Source organism: Jejuia spongiicola, from assembly GCF_023502325.1.
GTDB lineage: Bacteria > Bacteroidota > Bacteroidia > Flavobacteriales > Flavobacteriaceae > Wocania_A > Wocania_A spongiicola.
In genome coordinates, this window is record NZ_JAMFLZ010000002.1 from 625,880 (window position 1) to 643,263 (window position 17,384).

Sequence of the window (17,384 nt, forward strand, 5' to 3'; positions counted from 1 at the left end):
TACTATGAAAAAGTTAGCTATAATAGGTTCTGGGGATTTAGGACAGCAAATTGCTTATCAGGCTACTACTGACAATCAATTTAACGTGGTTGGTTTTTTCGACGATTTTACTGAAAAAGATTCAGTTGTAAGTGGTAAAAAAATATTAGGCAAATTATCTGAAGTTCAAAATGCTTTTAGTAATAAAATTTTTGACGAAATTATAATAGGTATAGGTTATAAGCATTTAGATTTTAGAGAAAAAATATTCAATACATTAAATAAAAAAATCCCTTTTGCTACGTTTATACATTCATCTTGTTTTGTGGATGCATCATGTAAAATAGGAAATGGTGTTTGTGTTTTTCCAGGTTCCGTTTTAGATCAAAAAGTTATTATAAAAGATAATGTTTTTATAAATGTGGGTAGTATTATTGCACACGATTCTAAAATAGAAAACCATACATTTATCTCACCAAGTGTAGCCATAGCTGGATTTGTTTCAATAGGAAAAAGATGTAATATAGGCATAAACTCTACTCTAATTGATAACATTAGTATAGTAGATGATGTTCAAATAGGAGGAGGGACAGTAGTTGTTAAAAGTATAGAGAAATCAGGCCTGTATGTAGGTAACCCTTCAAGATTCATAAGATGATTCCATTTAATAAACCATATTTAACAGGAAAAGAAACCCAATATATCGAAGATGCGGTTAAACGTGGGAAAATTTCTGGAAATGGAGATTATACTAAAAAATGTCATGATTATTTTGAAACTACGTTTAGTTTTAAAAAAGCATTGCTTACAACATCATGCACTGATGCATTAGAAATGTGTGCAATATTAGCAAACATTGAACAAGATGATGAAGTCATTATTCCTAGTTTTACATTTGTATCTACAGCCCTGGCATTTGTGCGACAAGGAGCTAAAATAGTATTTGCAGATTCTTATAAAGACAATCCTAATATAGATGCAGACAAAATAGAAGCTTTAATTACTTCTAACACAAAAGCAATTGTAATTGTTCATTATGCAGGTGTTCCTTGCGATATGGATGTGATTATGAATATTGCAGATAAACATAACATACTAGTGATAGAAGATGCAGCACAAGCTATTTGCTCAAAATATAAAGGAAAATATTTAGGTTCTATTGGTCATATGGCAGCTTTTTCATTTCATGAAACTAAAAATATTATATCAGGCGAAGGTGGTTTATTAGCAATTAATGATGAACGATTTATAAATAGATCTGAAATTATTTGGGAAAAAGGAACCAACAGAGCTGAGTTTTTTAGAGGAGAAGTTAATAAATATGGTTGGGTAGATACAGGCTCATCATTTTTACCATCAGAAATAATTGCTGCTTTTCTTTGGGCACAAATTGAGAATATTAAAGATATTCAAAATGAAAGACTAAAGCATTGGCATTATTACCATAGTAATTTACAAGAATGGGCAAATAAAAATAATATTCAGTTAATGCCAAAACCTATTACTGAGTCAAACAACGCACATATGTTTTATTTGGTTTGTGAATCAGAAAACCAAAGAACTTCATTAATAAAACATTTAAAAAATAATCAAGTACTAGCGGTTTTTCATTATTTAAGCTTGCATGCAAGTGATTATTATAAAGAAAATCATGATAATAGAAAATTGCCTAATAGTGATAAGTTTACAGATAGATTGTTAAGGATGCCAATGTTTTATGAGTTGAAACCAGAGAATGTAGTACATCAATTAATTACATTTAATGGATAAATATAATCATATTTTAAAGCGGTTCTTTTTTGTTGCTGTAAGTATATATGCTATACTCGTTGCTATTTATATACTTAAAATTCCTGCAGGTAGAGGCGACGAAGCTTTATTTGTTTCCGATTTAAATTTAATTCACAATAAAGGTTGGATTGACGCAATTACTAAAAATATTTCTATACCATTTATGATTTTGGTATATCCTCTATCTTTTATATTAAAGAAACATATTGCTTTAAGACTAATTAGTCTATTTTTAACTATTGCTTTGTTTTTCTATTTTGAAAAACGGTATAAGTTTTCTACAACTTTCTACTTCTATTTAGTATTTTATTTAAGTACCACAATTTTCTTTTTTTATGGCACAAACGATACATTATTTAATGTATCATTAATTGTTTTTTTTAGCGAGGTTTTTTTACTTTATCAATACAAAAAATTTGATAGCAGTATAGCATTTGTAGCCTTAATAATTGCTTTTTTTACAAGGGCGTTACTGATAGTATATCTTCCAGTAGTTTTAATAGGATTATTTATAATATATAAGTGTAGAAAAAGTTTTACCTTAAAATTAAGGTATCCAATTGCAGTCTTAATTATAATGCTAGTAATCAATATTCCATCTTTAAAAGAAAACGGAGTATTATCTTATGATTTAAAATCACCACCTAAAAGCATTGATGCCACCTGGGGGCAAAGGCAATATCTTGCCCAATTATTGATTAATAAGGGTGAATTAAAAAAAGGAAGCCATCCAACTTGGGCAGAAACTCAAGAATACATAAACGTAAATGGAGTAGAGTCTTTACCTATAAGTATTTCTGATGCTATATTTTTTGATTTAAAATTAACTTTTAAAGAGTTTTTTAAAGATTTTGGTAACACGTTATTTTTAGGATTTAGGCAATTAGGTTTAATATTAGCATTAATTATAATAATTCCATTAGCTAAGTTATTAAAACAAAGAAAGCTTGAGTATAACTATTTTTTGCCAGCATCTTTTTTAATAATGATTGCAGCATTCTCATTTATAATTATATCCAATGTCGAACTACGTTGGTTAGCGCCAATATTTGTAATGGCAATAGTTTGGTATACTTATCAAGAAGAAATCAAGCTGTTAAACAATAAAATAGTCTTTCTAAACTATATAGTATTATTAGCATTAGTAAGTTATGGTGGCTTTAGAATGTTTGAAAAACTGATGGTTTAGTATGAAAATAGGTTTTATAACATCTGAATATCCACATGCTAAAATAAAGTATGCGGCTGGTATTGGTACAAGTATAAAAAATTTAGCAGTTACTTTAGTTAAAAAAGGTGTTAACGTTACCGTTTTTGTGTACCATCAAGAAGCAGAAGTAGTTTTTTTAGATGAAGGCGTAGAAATTCACCTTATTAAAAAGAAAAAATATAAAATTGCGACTTGGTATTTCTACAGAAGGCATATTCAGAAATATACAAATGTAATAGTGAAGACTAAAAATATTCAACTTCTAGAAGCACCAGATTGGACTGGCATTACAGCGTTCATGAATTTTAATGTGCCACTAGTAATTAGGTTTCATGGCAGTGATGCTTATTTTTGTAAGTTAGATGGCAGAAAGCAGAAGATAAAAAACTTTCTTTTTGAAAAATTAGCGCTTAAAAAGGCAGAAGCTTATATCGCACCAACAACCTATGCAGGAATTGAAACTCAAAAAATTTTCGAATTAAATAAAGAGAAAATAAAAACCATTCATTACGGATTAAAGCTGGATGATTTTATAAATGATTCACAAAACGTTTATGATAGAAATACCATACTTTATATTGGCACAATTATTAGAAAAAAGGGTGTTTTAGAGTTAGCTGAAATATTTAATAAAGTTATAGAGTCTAACCCAGAAGCAAAGCTTATTTTAATAGGAAGTGATTCGCCAGATATTAAAACAAGTTATACATCAACCTATAGCTTAATGGAAAATTTATTTTCCACAAAAGCGAAAAAGCAAAGTAACTATTTAGGGAAAGTTCCTTACACTGAAGTTCAAAACTATATTAAGAAAGCACATGTTTGTGTATTTCCGTCGTTTGCAGAAACTTTAGGTATGGTAACTATAGAATCTATGGCATTGCAAAAGCCTGTTGTAAACACAAGTATCGGTTGGGCTCAAGAGTTAATTGATGACGGTGTAAATGGGTTTTTAGTACACCCTAGACAAACAGATGAATATGCTACTAAAATTCTGGAATTGTTTAATAACGAAAAATTATGCATAGAAATAGGAAAAGCAGCTAGAAAAAAAGTAGAAGAGCTATTTGATATTGATAATAACGCTGAAATGAATATTGAATATTATAATTCAATTATAAAATGATTGTATTAATACATGATGGAAAAAAAGTAGTTTCGCTTTATTTTGAAGGAGATAATGTACCTTCAATAGATTTTAATGCTTCTGATTCTATTGTTTCAATTTTATGTAAGGCTTCAAAAGCATATTCAAATGAATTAATAATTTGGGTAAATGAAACGTATAAAGACATAATCAATTTTTCGAAAATTGAAACTGTTTTTCACCATAAACGCGTTATGTGTTCATATAGCATTAATGGAAATTATTGTATTTCATCACATATTGGATATGTTGAACAAACGCCTTACACAAACATTACAAGACATGTAGAATACCCAACATGGATGATGAGCAGTGATGTTGGTGGTATTTATACTAATATATTAGGGACTTTAATTGAGCATACTGAAAACGGAAAAGGGTTTGATTATTTTCTGAATTCTGTGGCGAAATTAGGTATGTCAAAAGGTTTGTTTTGTTATTCTCAACCAAATTTGATAAAAGGTTCAGAATCTATTTCAGATAAAAAGAAGTCAAGTTCAATTTACGATGTATTCTTATTTACTAAACAACATTATAAATTTATATGGACAGTTAATTTGCTACTATGTTTTCTGTTTTTTGAAAAGAAGTTTCTTTTATTACCTTTTTTAAAATCATTGTTTATAAGACAATTAAATACTAGTATTGATTTAAATCAAATACCAATTAAATCTATAAGAAAAGTTATTGATAAAAAAGAAGTAGATGTAATTATACCAACTATTGATAGAAAAGATAGTTTACTTAATGTTTTAAAAGATTTAGCGAAACAAACGATTCTTCCTAAAAACGTTATAATTGTTGAGCAAAACCCGGATACTAACTCTAAATCTGAGTTAGATTATTTAACCTCAGAAAGTTGGCCTTTTAAAATTAATCATAAATTTATTCATCAAACAGGAGTTTGTAACGCACGTAATTTAGCTTTAAGTTTTGTTGAAAGTGAATGGGTTTTATTAGGAGACGACGATAACAGGTTTGAAAGTAATTTAATTGAAAATTTGTTTAATAATATTAAACTTTGTGGTATAAATGTGGCTACAACTATGTACATTCAACCTAACGAAAAACCAGCATATTTTAACACAAGTCAAACCGATATTTTTGGCTCGGGAAACACCATGTTTAAATCGAGTTTATTGAAAAATGTATCTTTTGATACAGCTTTTGAGTTTGGTTATAGAGAAGATTCAGATTTTGGTATGCAGTTGCGACAAACAGGAAATGATATTATTTATTTTCCTCAAATAAAAATAACACATTTAAAATTACCTTATGGCGGATTTAGAACAAAGTTTAAACCCGATTGGAGTGAAGATTTACTTGAGCCAAAACCATCGCCAACAGTTATGCTTTATGTAAAAAAACACTATAATAAGTTTCAAAAGCTTGGTTACAAATTTACTTTGTTTTTGAAATTTTATAAAAAGCAATCCATAAAATCACCATTGTTATATATCAGGCGAATGAATAAGCAATGGAAACGAAGTGAGTTTTGGAGTGAATATTTATTGAATAAAAAAACAGATGCTTAAGCTTTATACAGATAAAACTTTTTTAAAAGAACAGCATAGGAGTAAAGTGTTTCCTTTGTTGTTTGATTTGTTTTATTTGAAAAATAAAACTTTAGTATCATATTACGCTATTATTGATGACATAAGTGATTGCGATATTGTAGTTTTTCCTATAGATTACAGTAGTTTTTTTAAAAAGCGTAATGCATTCAATAAACTAAATAAAGCAGCAAAAAAAAACCAAAAGCCTATTTGGTTATATACTTCTGGAGATTATGGTTTTACAGTTTATATAGCAAATAGTTATAATTTTAGATTAGGAGGCTTAAACTCAAAACTTCATAATAGTACAGTTATAATACCATCATTTATTAACGATCCATATCAATCAAATTTAAAAGAATCATTTTCAACTCTAAAGAAAAAAAATAAACCAAATATTGGCTTTGTAGGTCATGCACAAGGTGGGCTTTTAAAGTATATTAAAGAGTATTTAAGTTATATGAAAACTAATTTTAATCGAAAATTAAAACAGAATAAAATTGACTTTCAGCCTTTTTACCCATCAAGTATAAAAAGAAAAGAATATCTTGATTTATTATTAATCAGTAATAAAATTGAAGCACAATTTGTTTTAAGAAAGAAGTATAGAGCAGGTGTAAAAACAATAGAAGATAAACAAAAAACAACTCAAGAGTTTTATCAAAATATATATAATAACGCATATACGTTTTGTATTCGTGGCGCAGGTAATTTTTCTGTTCGTTTTTATGAAACATTAGCAGTTGGAAGAATCCCCGTTTTATTAAACACTGATTGTAGATTACCTTTATCAGATATTATTGATTGGAAAAAACATTGTGTAATTTTAGATGTAACAAAAAAAGAATCATTAGAAGAACAAATTTTAAAGTTTCATAATTCTAAAGGTGAAGATGAGTTTGAAACTATTCAAAAGAATAATAGAAATTTATGGGAAACGCATTTGAAACGAGAATCATTTTTTATTAAGTTTTATAAAGTTTTTAAAAAACAAAAATGATGCTACCATTTACGCTTATAGTTTGTACATACATGAGGCCAAAACCTTTACTGGATTTATTAAATTCTGTAAAAGCACAGTCTCTATACCCAAACGAAATTCTAATTATTGATGGCTCTACAAATACAGAAACAGAAGTCGTTTTTAAGCAAAACAGTTTTGAAAAATTAAAATATTTTAAGGTTGATAAAGTAAATAGAGGGTTAACCAAGCAGCGTAATTTTGGAATTGATTTAGTAGATGAAGCCTCAGAAATCATTTGTTTTTTAGATGATGATATTATTTTAAAAGATGATTATTTTAAAAATTTAATTGGCACTTATTTTGTTAAAAAAGATGCTTTAGCCATTGGCGGTTATATTGTAAATGAAGTAGGTTGGCAAGTAAAGAATAATGCAGAAAGTAAAAATAAATTTTATTTTGATGATTGGATGCGAAACGAGCCGCTTAGGTTTAGAGTAAGAAGATTTTTTTGGTTATTACCAGATAAAACCCCTGGGTTTTTGCCAACATTTGCTCACGGACGTTCAATAGGTTTTTTGCCACCATCAGGAAAAATTTACAATGTTGAACAAATTATGGGAGGCGTTTCATCATATAAAAAAGAAGTTTTTAATCATTTTAAATTTTCACCATATTTTGAAGGTTATGGATTGTATGAAGATACCGATTTTTCATTACGTCTTTCAAAAAAAGGAAAACTATATATAAACACATCTGCGCAATTATATCATTATCATGATGATACTGGTAGACCAAACAAGTTTAAGTATGGTAAAATGGTTTTACGTAACGGTTGGAGCGTTTGGCGTGTAAAATACCCTAAACCAAGTTTAAAAGCACGTTTTAAATGGAATGCTACAGCCATTTTATTAATAAAAATAAGATTTATAAATGTTTTTAATACTAATAAAAAACAAGAGGCTTTTACTGAATGCCTAGGCAGAATAGTAGGTTGGTGGTCTTTAATTTTTAATAAACCTAAAGTAAAACAATGAGGTTTTTAATCATTTCGCATACTATGCATAAGGAGCATAATAATTCGTTGTATGCTTACGCACCATATGTTAAAGAAATGAATATATGGTTAAAGTATGCCGATAAGATCGAAATTGTTGCACCAAAAATTAATAAAGAAATTTCAAATATAGAAGCTTCATATGTGTACCAAAATATTCATCTAAATACTATTCCTTCAATAGCTTTTACTAGTTTTAAAAACTCCGTTTCATCAATTTTAAAATTGCCAAAAATATTTTTCACGATATTTAGAGCTTGTAAAAATGCAGACCATATACATTTGCGCTGCCCAGGAAATATTGGGCTTATTGGATGTTTTGTGCAAATATTTTTTTCAAAAAAAATAAAAACAGCTAAATATGCAGGAAATTGGAACCCTAAAAGTAAACAACCTATAAGCTATAAGTTTCAAAAATGGATTTTAAGTAATACTGTTTTAACCAAAAACATAAAGGTTTTAGTTTACGGTGATTGGAAAAATCAAACAAAAAATATAAAGCCCTTTTTTACTGCGAGTTTTTATAATTCGGAAATTGAAGATGAAATTGAACGAAATTATGATGCTAAATTAAACTTTGTTTTTGTTGGAAGTTTAGTGAAAGGAAAAAGACCTTTACTAGCCATTAAAATAGTTGAAGCTTTATATATTCAAGGTAAAAAAGTAATTTTAGAACTATATGGCGAAGGAGTTTTAAAGCCAGAACTACAAAAATATATTACTAATAATAATCTAGAAAACATTGTAATTTTAAAAGGTAGTCAAAGGAAAAATACTATTAAAAAAGCATTGAAGGAATCACATTTTTTAATTTTAGCATCAAAATCTGAAGGTTGGCCAAAAGCAGTTGCAGAAGCTATGTTTTTTGGAGTCATTCCAATTGCTACAAAAATATCTTGTGTTCCTTTTATGCTAGATTATGGAAATCGGGGTGTATTAATTGAGCCTAATTTAAATGATGCAGTAAGGCAAATTAATTTACACTTAAAAGATACTTCAAATTTAAAATCAGTAAGTTTATTGGCAAGTAAGTGGTCGCAAAATTATACTTTAGATGTTTTTGAAACAGAAATCTCAAAACTATTAAAATCATAAATGCGGGTATTACAATTAATTGATTCTTTAGAAACTGGCGGAGCAGAACGTGCTGCAGTCAATATTGCAAATTCTTTAGCTGAAGAAATTGACACATCTTTTTTATGTGCAACTAGAAATGAAGGTTTATTAAAGGAAAGTTTAAGTACGCGTGTAAAATTTTTATTTTTAAATAAAAAAAGGACACTAGATTTCAAGCCTATTATAAGATTAAACAGATATGTGAAACAACAGCATATTGATGTTATTCATGCACATTCAACATCATTTTTCTTGGCAACTATAATAAAATTGTTAAATAAAGAAGTCAAAATAATTTGGCATGATCATTATGGAAATAGTGAGTATTTGCATAAAAGAAAATTTTGGATTTTAAAATTTTGTTCAAAATATTTCGATCATGTTTTTAGTGTAAATAGTAATTTGGTTTATTGGGCTAAAAATCACTTAAAAACAAGAAGTATTAGTTATTTAGCAAATTTTGCTGTTAAAAATAAAGTTAAATCAATTACTCAATTATTTGGCAAAGAAGGAAAACGTATAGTTCATTTAGCTAATTTAAGATCACAAAAAGATCATCATACATTGATTAGTGCCTTTGCAAAAGTTGTAAAAAAGCACCCAGAATATACCTTACATTGTGTTGGTAAAGATCTAAATGATGATTATTCAAGTTCAGTAAAAAAGCAGATTATTGATTTAGGTTTAAATAATCATGTATTTTTATATGGAAGTAAACCAGATGTGTCTTATATTTTGAGTCAATGCAGTATAGGAGTTTTATCATCGAAATCTGAAGGGCTACCAATTGCATTGTTAGAATATGGTTTAACAGGTTTGCCAGTAATTGTTACAAATGTAGGCGATTGTAAAGATGTGATTTTAAGCAATGATTATGGGTTGCTTATAAAACCTTCCGATAAAAATTTATTAGAAAAATCAATATTGTTTTATATAGATAATCAATCTAAAGCAAAAGTTATAGGACAAAAATTAAAGACACGTATTGAAAAATATTTTTCTACAAGAGCTATCTCAAGAACACTTATTTTAACTTATAAAAAAATTTTATAGTTTATTAATGAATAAAACAGAATACATCAATAAACGAAGCGAATTATTACTTAAGCCATTTTACATTAGATTGGTTTTGGTGTTAATGATATGTTCTTATTTCTATAATTTACCAGTTTTAAAATATAGCCTTAAAGGAGATAACGAGTTTAGAATTTACGATATATTAGGGTTTGTTATACTGCTTTTTGTGTTTATAAACCGCTCTTTTATAATTCAATACATAAACTTGAAAAGTTACTTAAAATACTTAAATACATTTATTTTATGGTGTGGATTTACATTAATTTTTACAGCTATATTCAGTTTTGTGAAAGGCAGACCACTTTGGTTTATTCAAACTTGTTTATATTATTATCACTTTCTAGTTTTTTTCTACACAGCAGTTTTGTTTTCTATATATCTTAGAGAAAGAGGTAGATATAAACTTATTGCTACTATAATTTTAATTTTAACAATTTGCGAATCAGTATTAGTGTTTTTGCAACATTATGGACAAGTTCCTTTTTTATGGAATGATATTTATAGAAGAGCATACGGAGGGTTTATTTCAGGCACCTTAGGGCCTAATAAAATTGTTTTAGGGATGTTTATGTTTTTTAGCTTTGTTTTTTCAATAGGTCTTTTTTTTCAAAAACAAGTTAAAGTTAATAGATTATTAGTGATTTTTTCTATAATAGCAAGTATTGCTACAATAGGTATATCAGGCTCTAGAACAACATATTTGGCTTTAATCGTTTTTTTATGTTATTTATTTATTTCAAAAACGAAGAAGTTCTTTGCATTATCTGTATTAATATCTATTGTAGTTGTTGTTGGTTTTTTTTTCAATTTAGAAGTGATAGATACTATTGTAGAAACGTTTGAAAATAGAGTAGTAAATAAAGTTTCAGATCCAACTTTGTTAACAGGTACTAATTTAGATGTAGGACAATTATATGAAGATTTAGGAGCTGGAAGAAACAGATTATCTCTTATATACTTAAAATACTTATTTTCTAATCTTTATATTGTCCCAATAGGGATTGGACTTAATAATAGGCTTTTAGTAGGTTATTCTGCACATAATATTTATTTAAGTTTAATTAATGAAGTAGGTGTAGTTGGTTTATTTTTATATTTTAAGTGGTTAACATCTTATATATATCTTAAATTTGGAAAAGTATCGTTTTTAAAATTAGCTTTGAATGGTTTAATAATGGCAATGTTAGTGACCTTGTTTTTTGGAGAACATTTATATATATATAGACCATTGTTTGCTATTTTAGGATATTTTTTATTAATAACAATTTTACTAATTGCACCACGATATTATTTTAACAAATGAAAAACAGTAATAGTATAGCTGTAATTATTCCATTTTATAATGCATCAAAGCATATATTAAGTGTAATTAATAAGCTGCCTAAAACAATTAATAGAATATATCTTATTAACGATTGTAGTAAGGAAGAAATCCCTATGGATGAATTGCAAAAGTTCACAAATATTGTTTATTTAAAAACTGATAAAAATCTTGGTGTTGGTGGTGCAACTAAATTTGGTTTTATTAAAGCTATTGAAGACAGCATAGACATTGTAATAAAGGTAGATGCAGATGACCAAATGGACACATCTTATATTGATGAATTAATAAACCCATTATTAAAGAATGAAGCTCAATATTCTAAAGGAAATCGATTTAGAGATTTTAAAGCTCTAAAAAACATGCCTTTTTTAAGAAAAACTGGTAATTTGATATTATCTTTTTTAACAAAAGCTGCCACTGGTTATTGGAATAATTTTGACCCTACCAACGGTTTTTTTGCTGTTAAAACAAAAACTTTAAAGGCATTAGATTTTGATAATATTTCGAATAGATATTATTTTGAAACATCATTAATTGCAGAACTATATTTTCAAAATACTATTATAAAAGATTTACCTATGCCAGCAATTTATGGCAATGAAAAATCTAACATGAAAGTATGGAAAATGCCTTTTGTATTTATACCTAAGCTTTTAAAAACGTTTGTAAAACGTATAATTAAAAGCTACTTTGTTTACGATTTTAATATCTCTTCAATATATATATTGTTAGGGATTCCTTTATTCCTTTTTGGAGTTATATACGGTATTTATAATTGGTGGCATTTTGTATCAAATAATATGCTAGCTCCAACTGGTACTATAATGTTAGTAACTTTAACAATTATTATTGGGTTTCAATTATTGTTACAAGCTATTCATTACGATATTATTAATGCTCCAAAAGCAAAATAGATGGCCTCGAATAATAAGTTTAAATTTCTAATTGTTATAGCAATTAATTTAACTATTTCTTTAGCTTATTATTTTGAAAATTCAAACACTACTTATAGTCAGCTATCTTCAGATTTGTTGAATATAATTCCAATAGCCCAGAAATATGATAACCCAGAATTATATAAACACGACTTATATGTAGATACTATAGAAAATGTAAAATATTACACCCCTTTTTATGTACAAACGTTGCGGTTTTTAGCAAAATTTAATGATTATAATTATTTACAAGCTTTAAATATAATGCACACTATTTGTCATTTTGTTTTCGGTGTTTTATGGTTTTTATTATTCTTTAAATATGCAAAGCATTTTTGGTTAGCACTATTTATGTCTGTATTTGTAAGAGGAATTGTATGGATTCCTGGCCTTGAGGTTCTAGGTATTTCTGGTTTATGGTCAATGATGCCTAGAACTTTGTACATAGCACTTTTTCCATTACCTTTTTTGTTATTAACAAACAAATTAAGTTCAATTATTATAGCATCATTTATTATCGGATTTATATTCAATTTTCACCCAATAACTGGTTTAGGAGGCATTATGTTATTCCTTTTGTTTTTATTTTTTTATAGCATATGTTTTAAAAGCGATATGATTTTTAGTTTTAGAAATACTGTTTTAGTTTTATTAAGTTTAATAGTGGGAATGTTACCATTTATATTAACATATTTTGGGAAAACATCATCAACTGTTACATATGATTTAGGTTTATTTGATAAAGCTTTTCAAGCAAGGATACCTGTTATTTTTAAAAACCCTGTTGAGTTTTCATTGTATTGGTTTAAAAATAAATCAGCACTTTTTTTAATACCAGTTATTATCTATTATATAATATCAAAAAAAAATAAAAATGAATTTAAAAAAGCAAGGGTTATAGCTTTATTAACCTTATTGCTTTTTATAATACCATTAACTTCAGTTTATTTTGAAAGCTTCGTAAATAATGTTTTTAATCAAAACTTCAGAATGTCGTTTCAACTTATTCGTACTCAAAAAATGGTTGTCATTCCTAGTTATTTCGCTATGTTTTTTTTGCTTGTTTATATTTTTAAAAACACACTATTAAAAAATTGGTTGACACCATTTTTACTATTTTATTTTTTAGTTTTGGTTTTTAGTAAACCTAATAGTTTTATTAGTGGCACTATTTTTAATACTGCAATTTTTAACTCAGTTTTACCATTTAATTTAAGTGTTGGTAAACCATCACAAAGTGGAAATAAGACCAAAGATGCAATGGCAAAATATATTGAAAAGAATACACAGATTGATGCGGTTCTTTTTGGCGATTATTTTTATAGATGTGCAGCAAAGCGTTCAGTGATTTTAGATAATAAAGGTGCATCGATGATTATTGAAAGTAATCCTTCAAAACTCATACAATGGTATCTAGATAAGCAGCATTATAAAAGATTGGCAACCTTTAATGAAAAAGTTGAGTTTTTAAAATCTCTAGGAGTAGATTATTATATTACCGAAAATGATAACTACAATTTAAAAATAACTCATAAAATTAATAAGCTAATATTGTATAAATTAGAATGAAGCAACTACTTTATATAGGGAATAAATTATCGCATAAATATAAAACGCCAACATCTATTGAAACCTTAGGTAAGCTATTAGAGGTTGAAGGATTTACAGTAAAAACAGCTTCTAAAAAAACAAATAAAGTATTTAGATTACTGGATATGTTATATAGCGTTGTTATATACAAAAAGAATACCGCTTTTGTTTTAATTGATACCTATAGCACATCTAATTTTTATTATGCTTTTCTTGTAAGTCAGTTATGTCGTTTTTTTAAACTAAAATATATTCCAATTTTAAGAGGAGGGAACTTACCAAATCGAATAAAAAAATCGCCAAACTTATCAAAAAAAATATTCAATAATGCGTATAAAAATATAGCACCTTCGAAGTATACACAATCTAATTTTGAGAATTTTGGATATAAAAACATAATATGCATTCCTAATTCAATTGAGTTAAAAAAATATCCCTTTCAAGAAAAAGAATTTAGTAATGTTAATTTACTTTGGGTGAGATCATTTTCAGAAATTTATAATCCAATTTTAGCAATAAAAATCTTAAAAGCACTAAAAGACCAATCAATTAGTGTTTCGCTTTGTATGATAGGACCAGAAAATGATGGTTCATTGCAAAAAACTAAAGCTTACGCAAAGCAGCTTAATGTAGAAGTCATTTTTACTGGAAAGCTTACAAAGAATGAATGGATAGATCTTTCTAAAAATTTCAATATTTTTATAAATACTACTAATTTTGATAATATGCCTGTAAGTGTTATTGAAGCCATGGCATTAGGTTTTCCTATTATTTCTACAAATGTTGGAGGTGTACCCTTTTTAATTAATAATGAAGTTGATGGCGTTTTAGTAGAGCCCAATAATGTTGAAGCTTTTGTAAAAGCCATTTTAGAAATAAAAAGCAAACCTGAAAAAGCTATTGATATGGCTGTATCTGCTAGAAGAAAAGCAGAACATTTCGATTGGAACGTAGTTAAAAAACAATGGATTAAACTCTTGCAGTAATTTAGCACTGAATTAAATTTACTTAGTATCTTTATAGTCTTTCAAATTACCCTAACAAGAAATGTCTAATAGCAGTATTCATTTTAATATATCTGAACGTAAAATTTTACTTCGATTATTCGATTTAATATCTGCACTTGTGGTATTGTACTTTGTAAGCAACACATTTAAGTTTGATTATTTTACAATTACTAAAGAAAACTGGACATGGGTTTTTGTGTTAATTCTTTATATATCAGTTTTTGGAACAATTTTCGAGTTATATGATTTGCAAAAGTCTAGTAAAATAGAAACTGTTTCTGCTAATATTGTACTTACCGTTTCTATTACTGTGTTATTTTACTTTTTAACACCATTTTTTACGCCTATTTTGCCTGATAATAGATTGCAAATATTATACTTTTATTTTGCTATATTATTAGCCCTTTTTCTATGGAGATTAGCCTATATTACTTTTGTGGTATCTCCAAGATTTTATAAAAAAGTAATCATTGTAGGAGAAACATCTAATATTAAATCTATCGTGGAAGCCTTCAATGTAGCTGACCCTAGTTATAAAATTGTTGGGTTTATTAATTGTGAAATAAATAAAACGGATAAAGTAAAGTTTAAAGGAATTATTGAGTATAGTCCAAAACAAATCTATCAAGTTATTAAAGACGAAAACATATCTGAGGTTGTTATAGCCAGTTATAACTCTGAAACGATAACACCAGCAATTTATAAGGACTTAATTACACTTTTGGAGGGTGGATTTCCAATAAGGGAATATACGCAAGTTTATGAAGATTTAACCCAACGTATTCCTGTTCAATTTGTTGGAAAAGATTTCTATAAATATTTTCCATTTAGCCGAAGTAACCAAAATAAATTATACTTGTTTTTTCATCGCTTTTTTGATTTGCTCATTTCTCTTATAGGGATTTTGTTAGGAATTATTTTACTACCATTAATTCTTTTAGGAAACATTATTGGTAATAGAGGGACACTTTTTTATTCACAAGAACGGATTGGTAAAAATGGAAACCTTTTTAGAATTATTAAATTCAGAACCATGATCAAGAATGCTGAAAAGGAAGGAGCGGTTTGGGCAAAAAAGAACGATGCAAGAATTACCAAATTTGGTAAATTTTTACGACATTCTAGATTAGATGAAATTCCGCAATTTTGGAATATTTTAATGGGAGATATGAGTTTAATTGGCCCAAGGCCTGAACGCCCTTTTTTTGTTAGAGAACTGTCACAATTACTACCTTTTTATGAAACCAGACATATTGTAAAACCAGGGTTAACAGGTTGGGCTCAAGTAAAAACTAGATATGGTTCCTCAGTTGATGATAGCCTTCTTAAGTTACAGTACGATTTGTATTATATCAAGCACCGAAGTTTTTTTCTAGACGTAAATATTCTTGTAAAAACGTTAAGCACGATGATATTTTTTAGAGGACAATAGCTGCGTCTTTTATTGTTTTATAACTTGTTTGTTAAAGTATTTTACCAAATAAAGATATCTTATAAAAAGAGCTATCAAAAACGGAATTAACCCAATAGCAAATACTTGCACACCAATTATCCAGTGTAAAGTCATTAAACAAAGTAAAATAACTAATAGTTTTAAATATTTAACAAACCAATTACTCGTTTTCTTTTTTAGTAATTGTGGAACCATAAATAAATTAAGTGCAAATGCCCAAAGTAAATTATAATTTTGATGTGTTCCTGTATGATCGGTTGCAAACCAAAGAAATAAAATAAAAACACCAACAATGCCTGTAATACAAAATAAAGATGTATCAAGCCATTTACTTCGCTTTTGTTTTTTACTGTCCTTATAGGTAATAAAAAATATTAGAAACCCAATAATACCAAAAATCAATAATGGGCTTGATAAAAAGGGACTAGATTTATAAGTGTTTTTTTGAGTATATAGTGTTTTACTTTCCTTAACTAGAGGTGTGTCGCTGTTTTTTATGGTTGCGTTTTCAAAGAATTTATAAATATTTTCTGGTAAAAACATGTGTTGTTCTAGTGTTGCTTTTTTGTCAATAACAGAGCCCAAAGCTACATCTATACCTAAACTTCCCCAAGAATTTTTATTAAGGTTATTATGAATTAAAGTTCTAAAGGTTTGCTGTTTAAAATCTTCTGGTTCAGTAAAAGCAATATTGTTATTTAGTGTAATATTGGCTACATCTTTAATTTTAGTAGCACAATTATCAAAAAAAAACTCATATAAATAAGCCCTATTTTTTGGTTTATAATTATTAACTAAAAAATTAAAGAGCTTTTGTTTTTCTGGCTGAGAAAGATTTAAAACCTGTTCTTTTATAGTTCTGTCATAATAGGAGTATACTCTGTAAAATTTTTGAAAACCATCTTTGCTAATTAAATAATTAAGCTTTCCTTGAGCAAATTTCAAATAAAAATTAGGCGTATCAAAATCATATTCACCATAACCGTAAACCCAATCTATTCCTTTACTAATATCACGAATTCTAAAAGCACTATGGCCAAAAGCATCATTTAAAGACGAGCCGGGACCGATAGTAAGCACGCTGATTTTTGCTTCGTTAGATAATTCTATTTGTTGACCAATTAGGGTCTGAGTAAATAGAAAAATGAGTAAAAGAAGTAATGCTTTTTTCATGAATTATA

General features: G+C 27.5%; 15 protein-coding genes. 14 read left to right on the plus strand and 1 reads right to left on the minus strand.

All coding sequences use genetic code 11. The features are described 5' to 3' along the window. Positions 1-4 precede the first annotated feature (4 nt). The 14 genes from M3P09_RS06690 to M3P09_RS06755 all read left to right on the plus strand — a co-directional run bounded on the left by M3P09_RS06690 (position 5) and on the right by M3P09_RS06755 (position 16,182). Positions 5-637: an acetyltransferase gene (locus M3P09_RS06690; protein ID WP_249972512.1), complete on the plus strand. Its 633-nt coding sequence runs from the start codon at positions 5-7 to the stop codon at positions 635-637. After that, positions 634-1,749 carry a dTDP-4-amino-4,6-dideoxygalactose transaminase gene (gene rffA, locus M3P09_RS06695; RefSeq protein WP_249972513.1) on the plus strand — a complete coding sequence of 372 codons (1,116 nt, stop codon included), beginning with the start codon at positions 634-636 and terminating at the stop codon, positions 1,747-1,749. The genes M3P09_RS06690 and rffA overlap by 4 nt, the downstream gene beginning before the upstream one ends. Then, on the plus strand, positions 1,742-2,959 hold the full coding sequence (locus M3P09_RS06700; RefSeq protein ID WP_249972514.1) for a hypothetical protein: 1,218 nt from the start codon (positions 1,742-1,744) through the stop codon (positions 2,957-2,959). The genes rffA and M3P09_RS06700 overlap by 8 nt, the downstream gene beginning before the upstream one ends. Before the next feature lies 1 nt (position 2,960). Next, entirely contained in the window at positions 2,961-4,106 is a 1,146-nt protein-coding gene (locus M3P09_RS06705; RefSeq protein ID WP_249972515.1) for a glycosyltransferase family 4 protein, read from the plus strand. After that, on the plus strand, positions 4,103-5,662 hold the full coding sequence (locus M3P09_RS06710) for a glycosyltransferase family 2 protein (protein ID WP_249972516.1): 1,560 nt from the start codon (positions 4,103-4,105) through the stop codon (positions 5,660-5,662). Before M3P09_RS06705 ends, M3P09_RS06710 begins: the two co-directional genes overlap by 4 nt. Further along, a complete protein-coding gene (locus M3P09_RS06715) occupies positions 5,655-6,683 on the plus strand; it encodes an exostosin domain-containing protein (RefSeq protein WP_249972517.1) in 1,029 nt (342 codons plus the stop codon). The genes M3P09_RS06710 and M3P09_RS06715 overlap by 8 nt, the downstream gene beginning before the upstream one ends. Further along, the gene (locus tag M3P09_RS06720) at positions 6,680-7,681 is read left to right on the plus strand and encodes a glycosyltransferase family 2 protein (RefSeq protein ID WP_430886761.1); all 1,002 of its coding nucleotides are present in this window, start codon (positions 6,680-6,682) and stop codon (positions 7,679-7,681) included. The genes M3P09_RS06715 and M3P09_RS06720 overlap by 4 nt, the downstream gene beginning before the upstream one ends. Further along, complete coding sequence (locus tag M3P09_RS06725; RefSeq protein ID WP_249972518.1) at positions 7,678-8,796, plus strand: glycosyltransferase; 1,119 nt, start codon at positions 7,678-7,680, stop codon at positions 8,794-8,796. The genes M3P09_RS06720 and M3P09_RS06725 overlap by 4 nt, the downstream gene beginning before the upstream one ends. Further along, positions 8,797-9,870, plus strand: coding sequence for a glycosyltransferase (locus M3P09_RS06730; protein ID WP_249972519.1), 1,074 nt, complete (start codon positions 8,797-8,799; stop codon positions 9,868-9,870). 7 nt (positions 9,871-9,877) lie between these two features. Further along, positions 9,878-11,197, plus strand: a complete 1,320-nt coding sequence (locus M3P09_RS06735) for a hypothetical protein (RefSeq protein ID WP_249972520.1) — start codon at positions 9,878-9,880, stop codon at positions 11,195-11,197. Next, positions 11,194-12,132, plus strand: coding sequence for a glycosyltransferase family 2 protein (locus M3P09_RS06740; RefSeq protein WP_249972521.1), 939 nt, complete (start codon positions 11,194-11,196; stop codon positions 12,130-12,132). The genes M3P09_RS06735 and M3P09_RS06740 overlap by 4 nt, the downstream gene beginning before the upstream one ends. Further along, a complete protein-coding gene (locus M3P09_RS06745; RefSeq protein ID WP_249972522.1) occupies positions 12,133-13,722 on the plus strand; it encodes a hypothetical protein in 1,590 nt (529 codons plus the stop codon). Next, entirely contained in the window at positions 13,719-14,729 is a 1,011-nt protein-coding gene (locus M3P09_RS06750; protein ID WP_249972523.1) for a glycosyltransferase family 4 protein, read from the plus strand. Before M3P09_RS06745 ends, M3P09_RS06750 begins: the two co-directional genes overlap by 4 nt. A gap of 61 nt (positions 14,730-14,790) precedes the next feature. Then, the gene (locus M3P09_RS06755) at positions 14,791-16,182 is read left to right on the plus strand and encodes an exopolysaccharide biosynthesis polyprenyl glycosylphosphotransferase (protein WP_249972524.1); all 1,392 of its coding nucleotides are present in this window, start codon (positions 14,791-14,793) and stop codon (positions 16,180-16,182) included. Positions 16,183-16,191: 9 nt separating this feature from the next. Here M3P09_RS06755 and M3P09_RS06760 read toward each other — a convergent pair whose 3' ends face one another. After that, complete coding sequence (locus tag M3P09_RS06760; protein ID WP_249972525.1) at positions 16,192-17,376, minus strand: lipoprotein N-acyltransferase Lnb domain-containing protein; 1,185 nt, start codon at positions 17,374-17,376, stop codon at positions 16,192-16,194. Positions 17,377-17,384 lie beyond the last annotated feature (8 nt).

Excerpts from the sequence above, each read along its gene's own strand:
- M3P09_RS06690 (WP_249972512.1), top strand. The coding sequence starts at position 5 with ATGAAAAAGTTAGCTATAATAGGTTCTGGGGATTTAGGACAGCAAATT.
- rffA (WP_249972513.1), top strand. The coding sequence starts at position 634 with ATGATTCCATTTAATAAACCATATTTAACAGGAAAAGAAACCCAATAT.
- M3P09_RS06700 (WP_249972514.1), top strand. The coding sequence starts at position 1,742 with ATGGATAAATATAATCATATTTTAAAGCGGTTCTTTTTTGTTGCTGTA.
- M3P09_RS06705 (WP_249972515.1), top strand. The coding sequence starts at position 2,961 with ATGAAAATAGGTTTTATAACATCTGAATATCCACATGCTAAAATAAAG.
- M3P09_RS06710 (WP_249972516.1), top strand. The coding sequence starts at position 4,103 with ATGATTGTATTAATACATGATGGAAAAAAAGTAGTTTCGCTTTATTTT.
- M3P09_RS06715 (WP_249972517.1), top strand. The coding sequence starts at position 5,655 with ATGCTTAAGCTTTATACAGATAAAACTTTTTTAAAAGAACAGCATAGG.
- M3P09_RS06720 (WP_430886761.1), top strand. The coding sequence starts at position 6,680 with ATGATGCTACCATTTACGCTTATAGTTTGTACATACATGAGGCCAAAA.
- M3P09_RS06725 (WP_249972518.1), top strand. The coding sequence starts at position 7,678 with ATGAGGTTTTTAATCATTTCGCATACTATGCATAAGGAGCATAATAAT.
- M3P09_RS06730 (WP_249972519.1), top strand. The coding sequence starts at position 8,797 with ATGCGGGTATTACAATTAATTGATTCTTTAGAAACTGGCGGAGCAGAA.
- M3P09_RS06735 (WP_249972520.1), top strand. The coding sequence starts at position 9,878 with ATGAATAAAACAGAATACATCAATAAACGAAGCGAATTATTACTTAAG.
- M3P09_RS06740 (WP_249972521.1), top strand. The coding sequence starts at position 11,194 with ATGAAAAACAGTAATAGTATAGCTGTAATTATTCCATTTTATAATGCA.
- M3P09_RS06745 (WP_249972522.1), top strand. The coding sequence starts at position 12,133 with ATGGCCTCGAATAATAAGTTTAAATTTCTAATTGTTATAGCAATTAAT.
- M3P09_RS06750 (WP_249972523.1), top strand. The coding sequence starts at position 13,719 with ATGAAGCAACTACTTTATATAGGGAATAAATTATCGCATAAATATAAA.
- M3P09_RS06755 (WP_249972524.1), top strand. The coding sequence starts at position 14,791 with ATGTCTAATAGCAGTATTCATTTTAATATATCTGAACGTAAAATTTTA.
- M3P09_RS06760 (WP_249972525.1), bottom strand. The coding sequence starts at position 17,376 with ATGAAAAAAGCATTACTTCTTTTACTCATTTTTCTATTTACTCAGACC.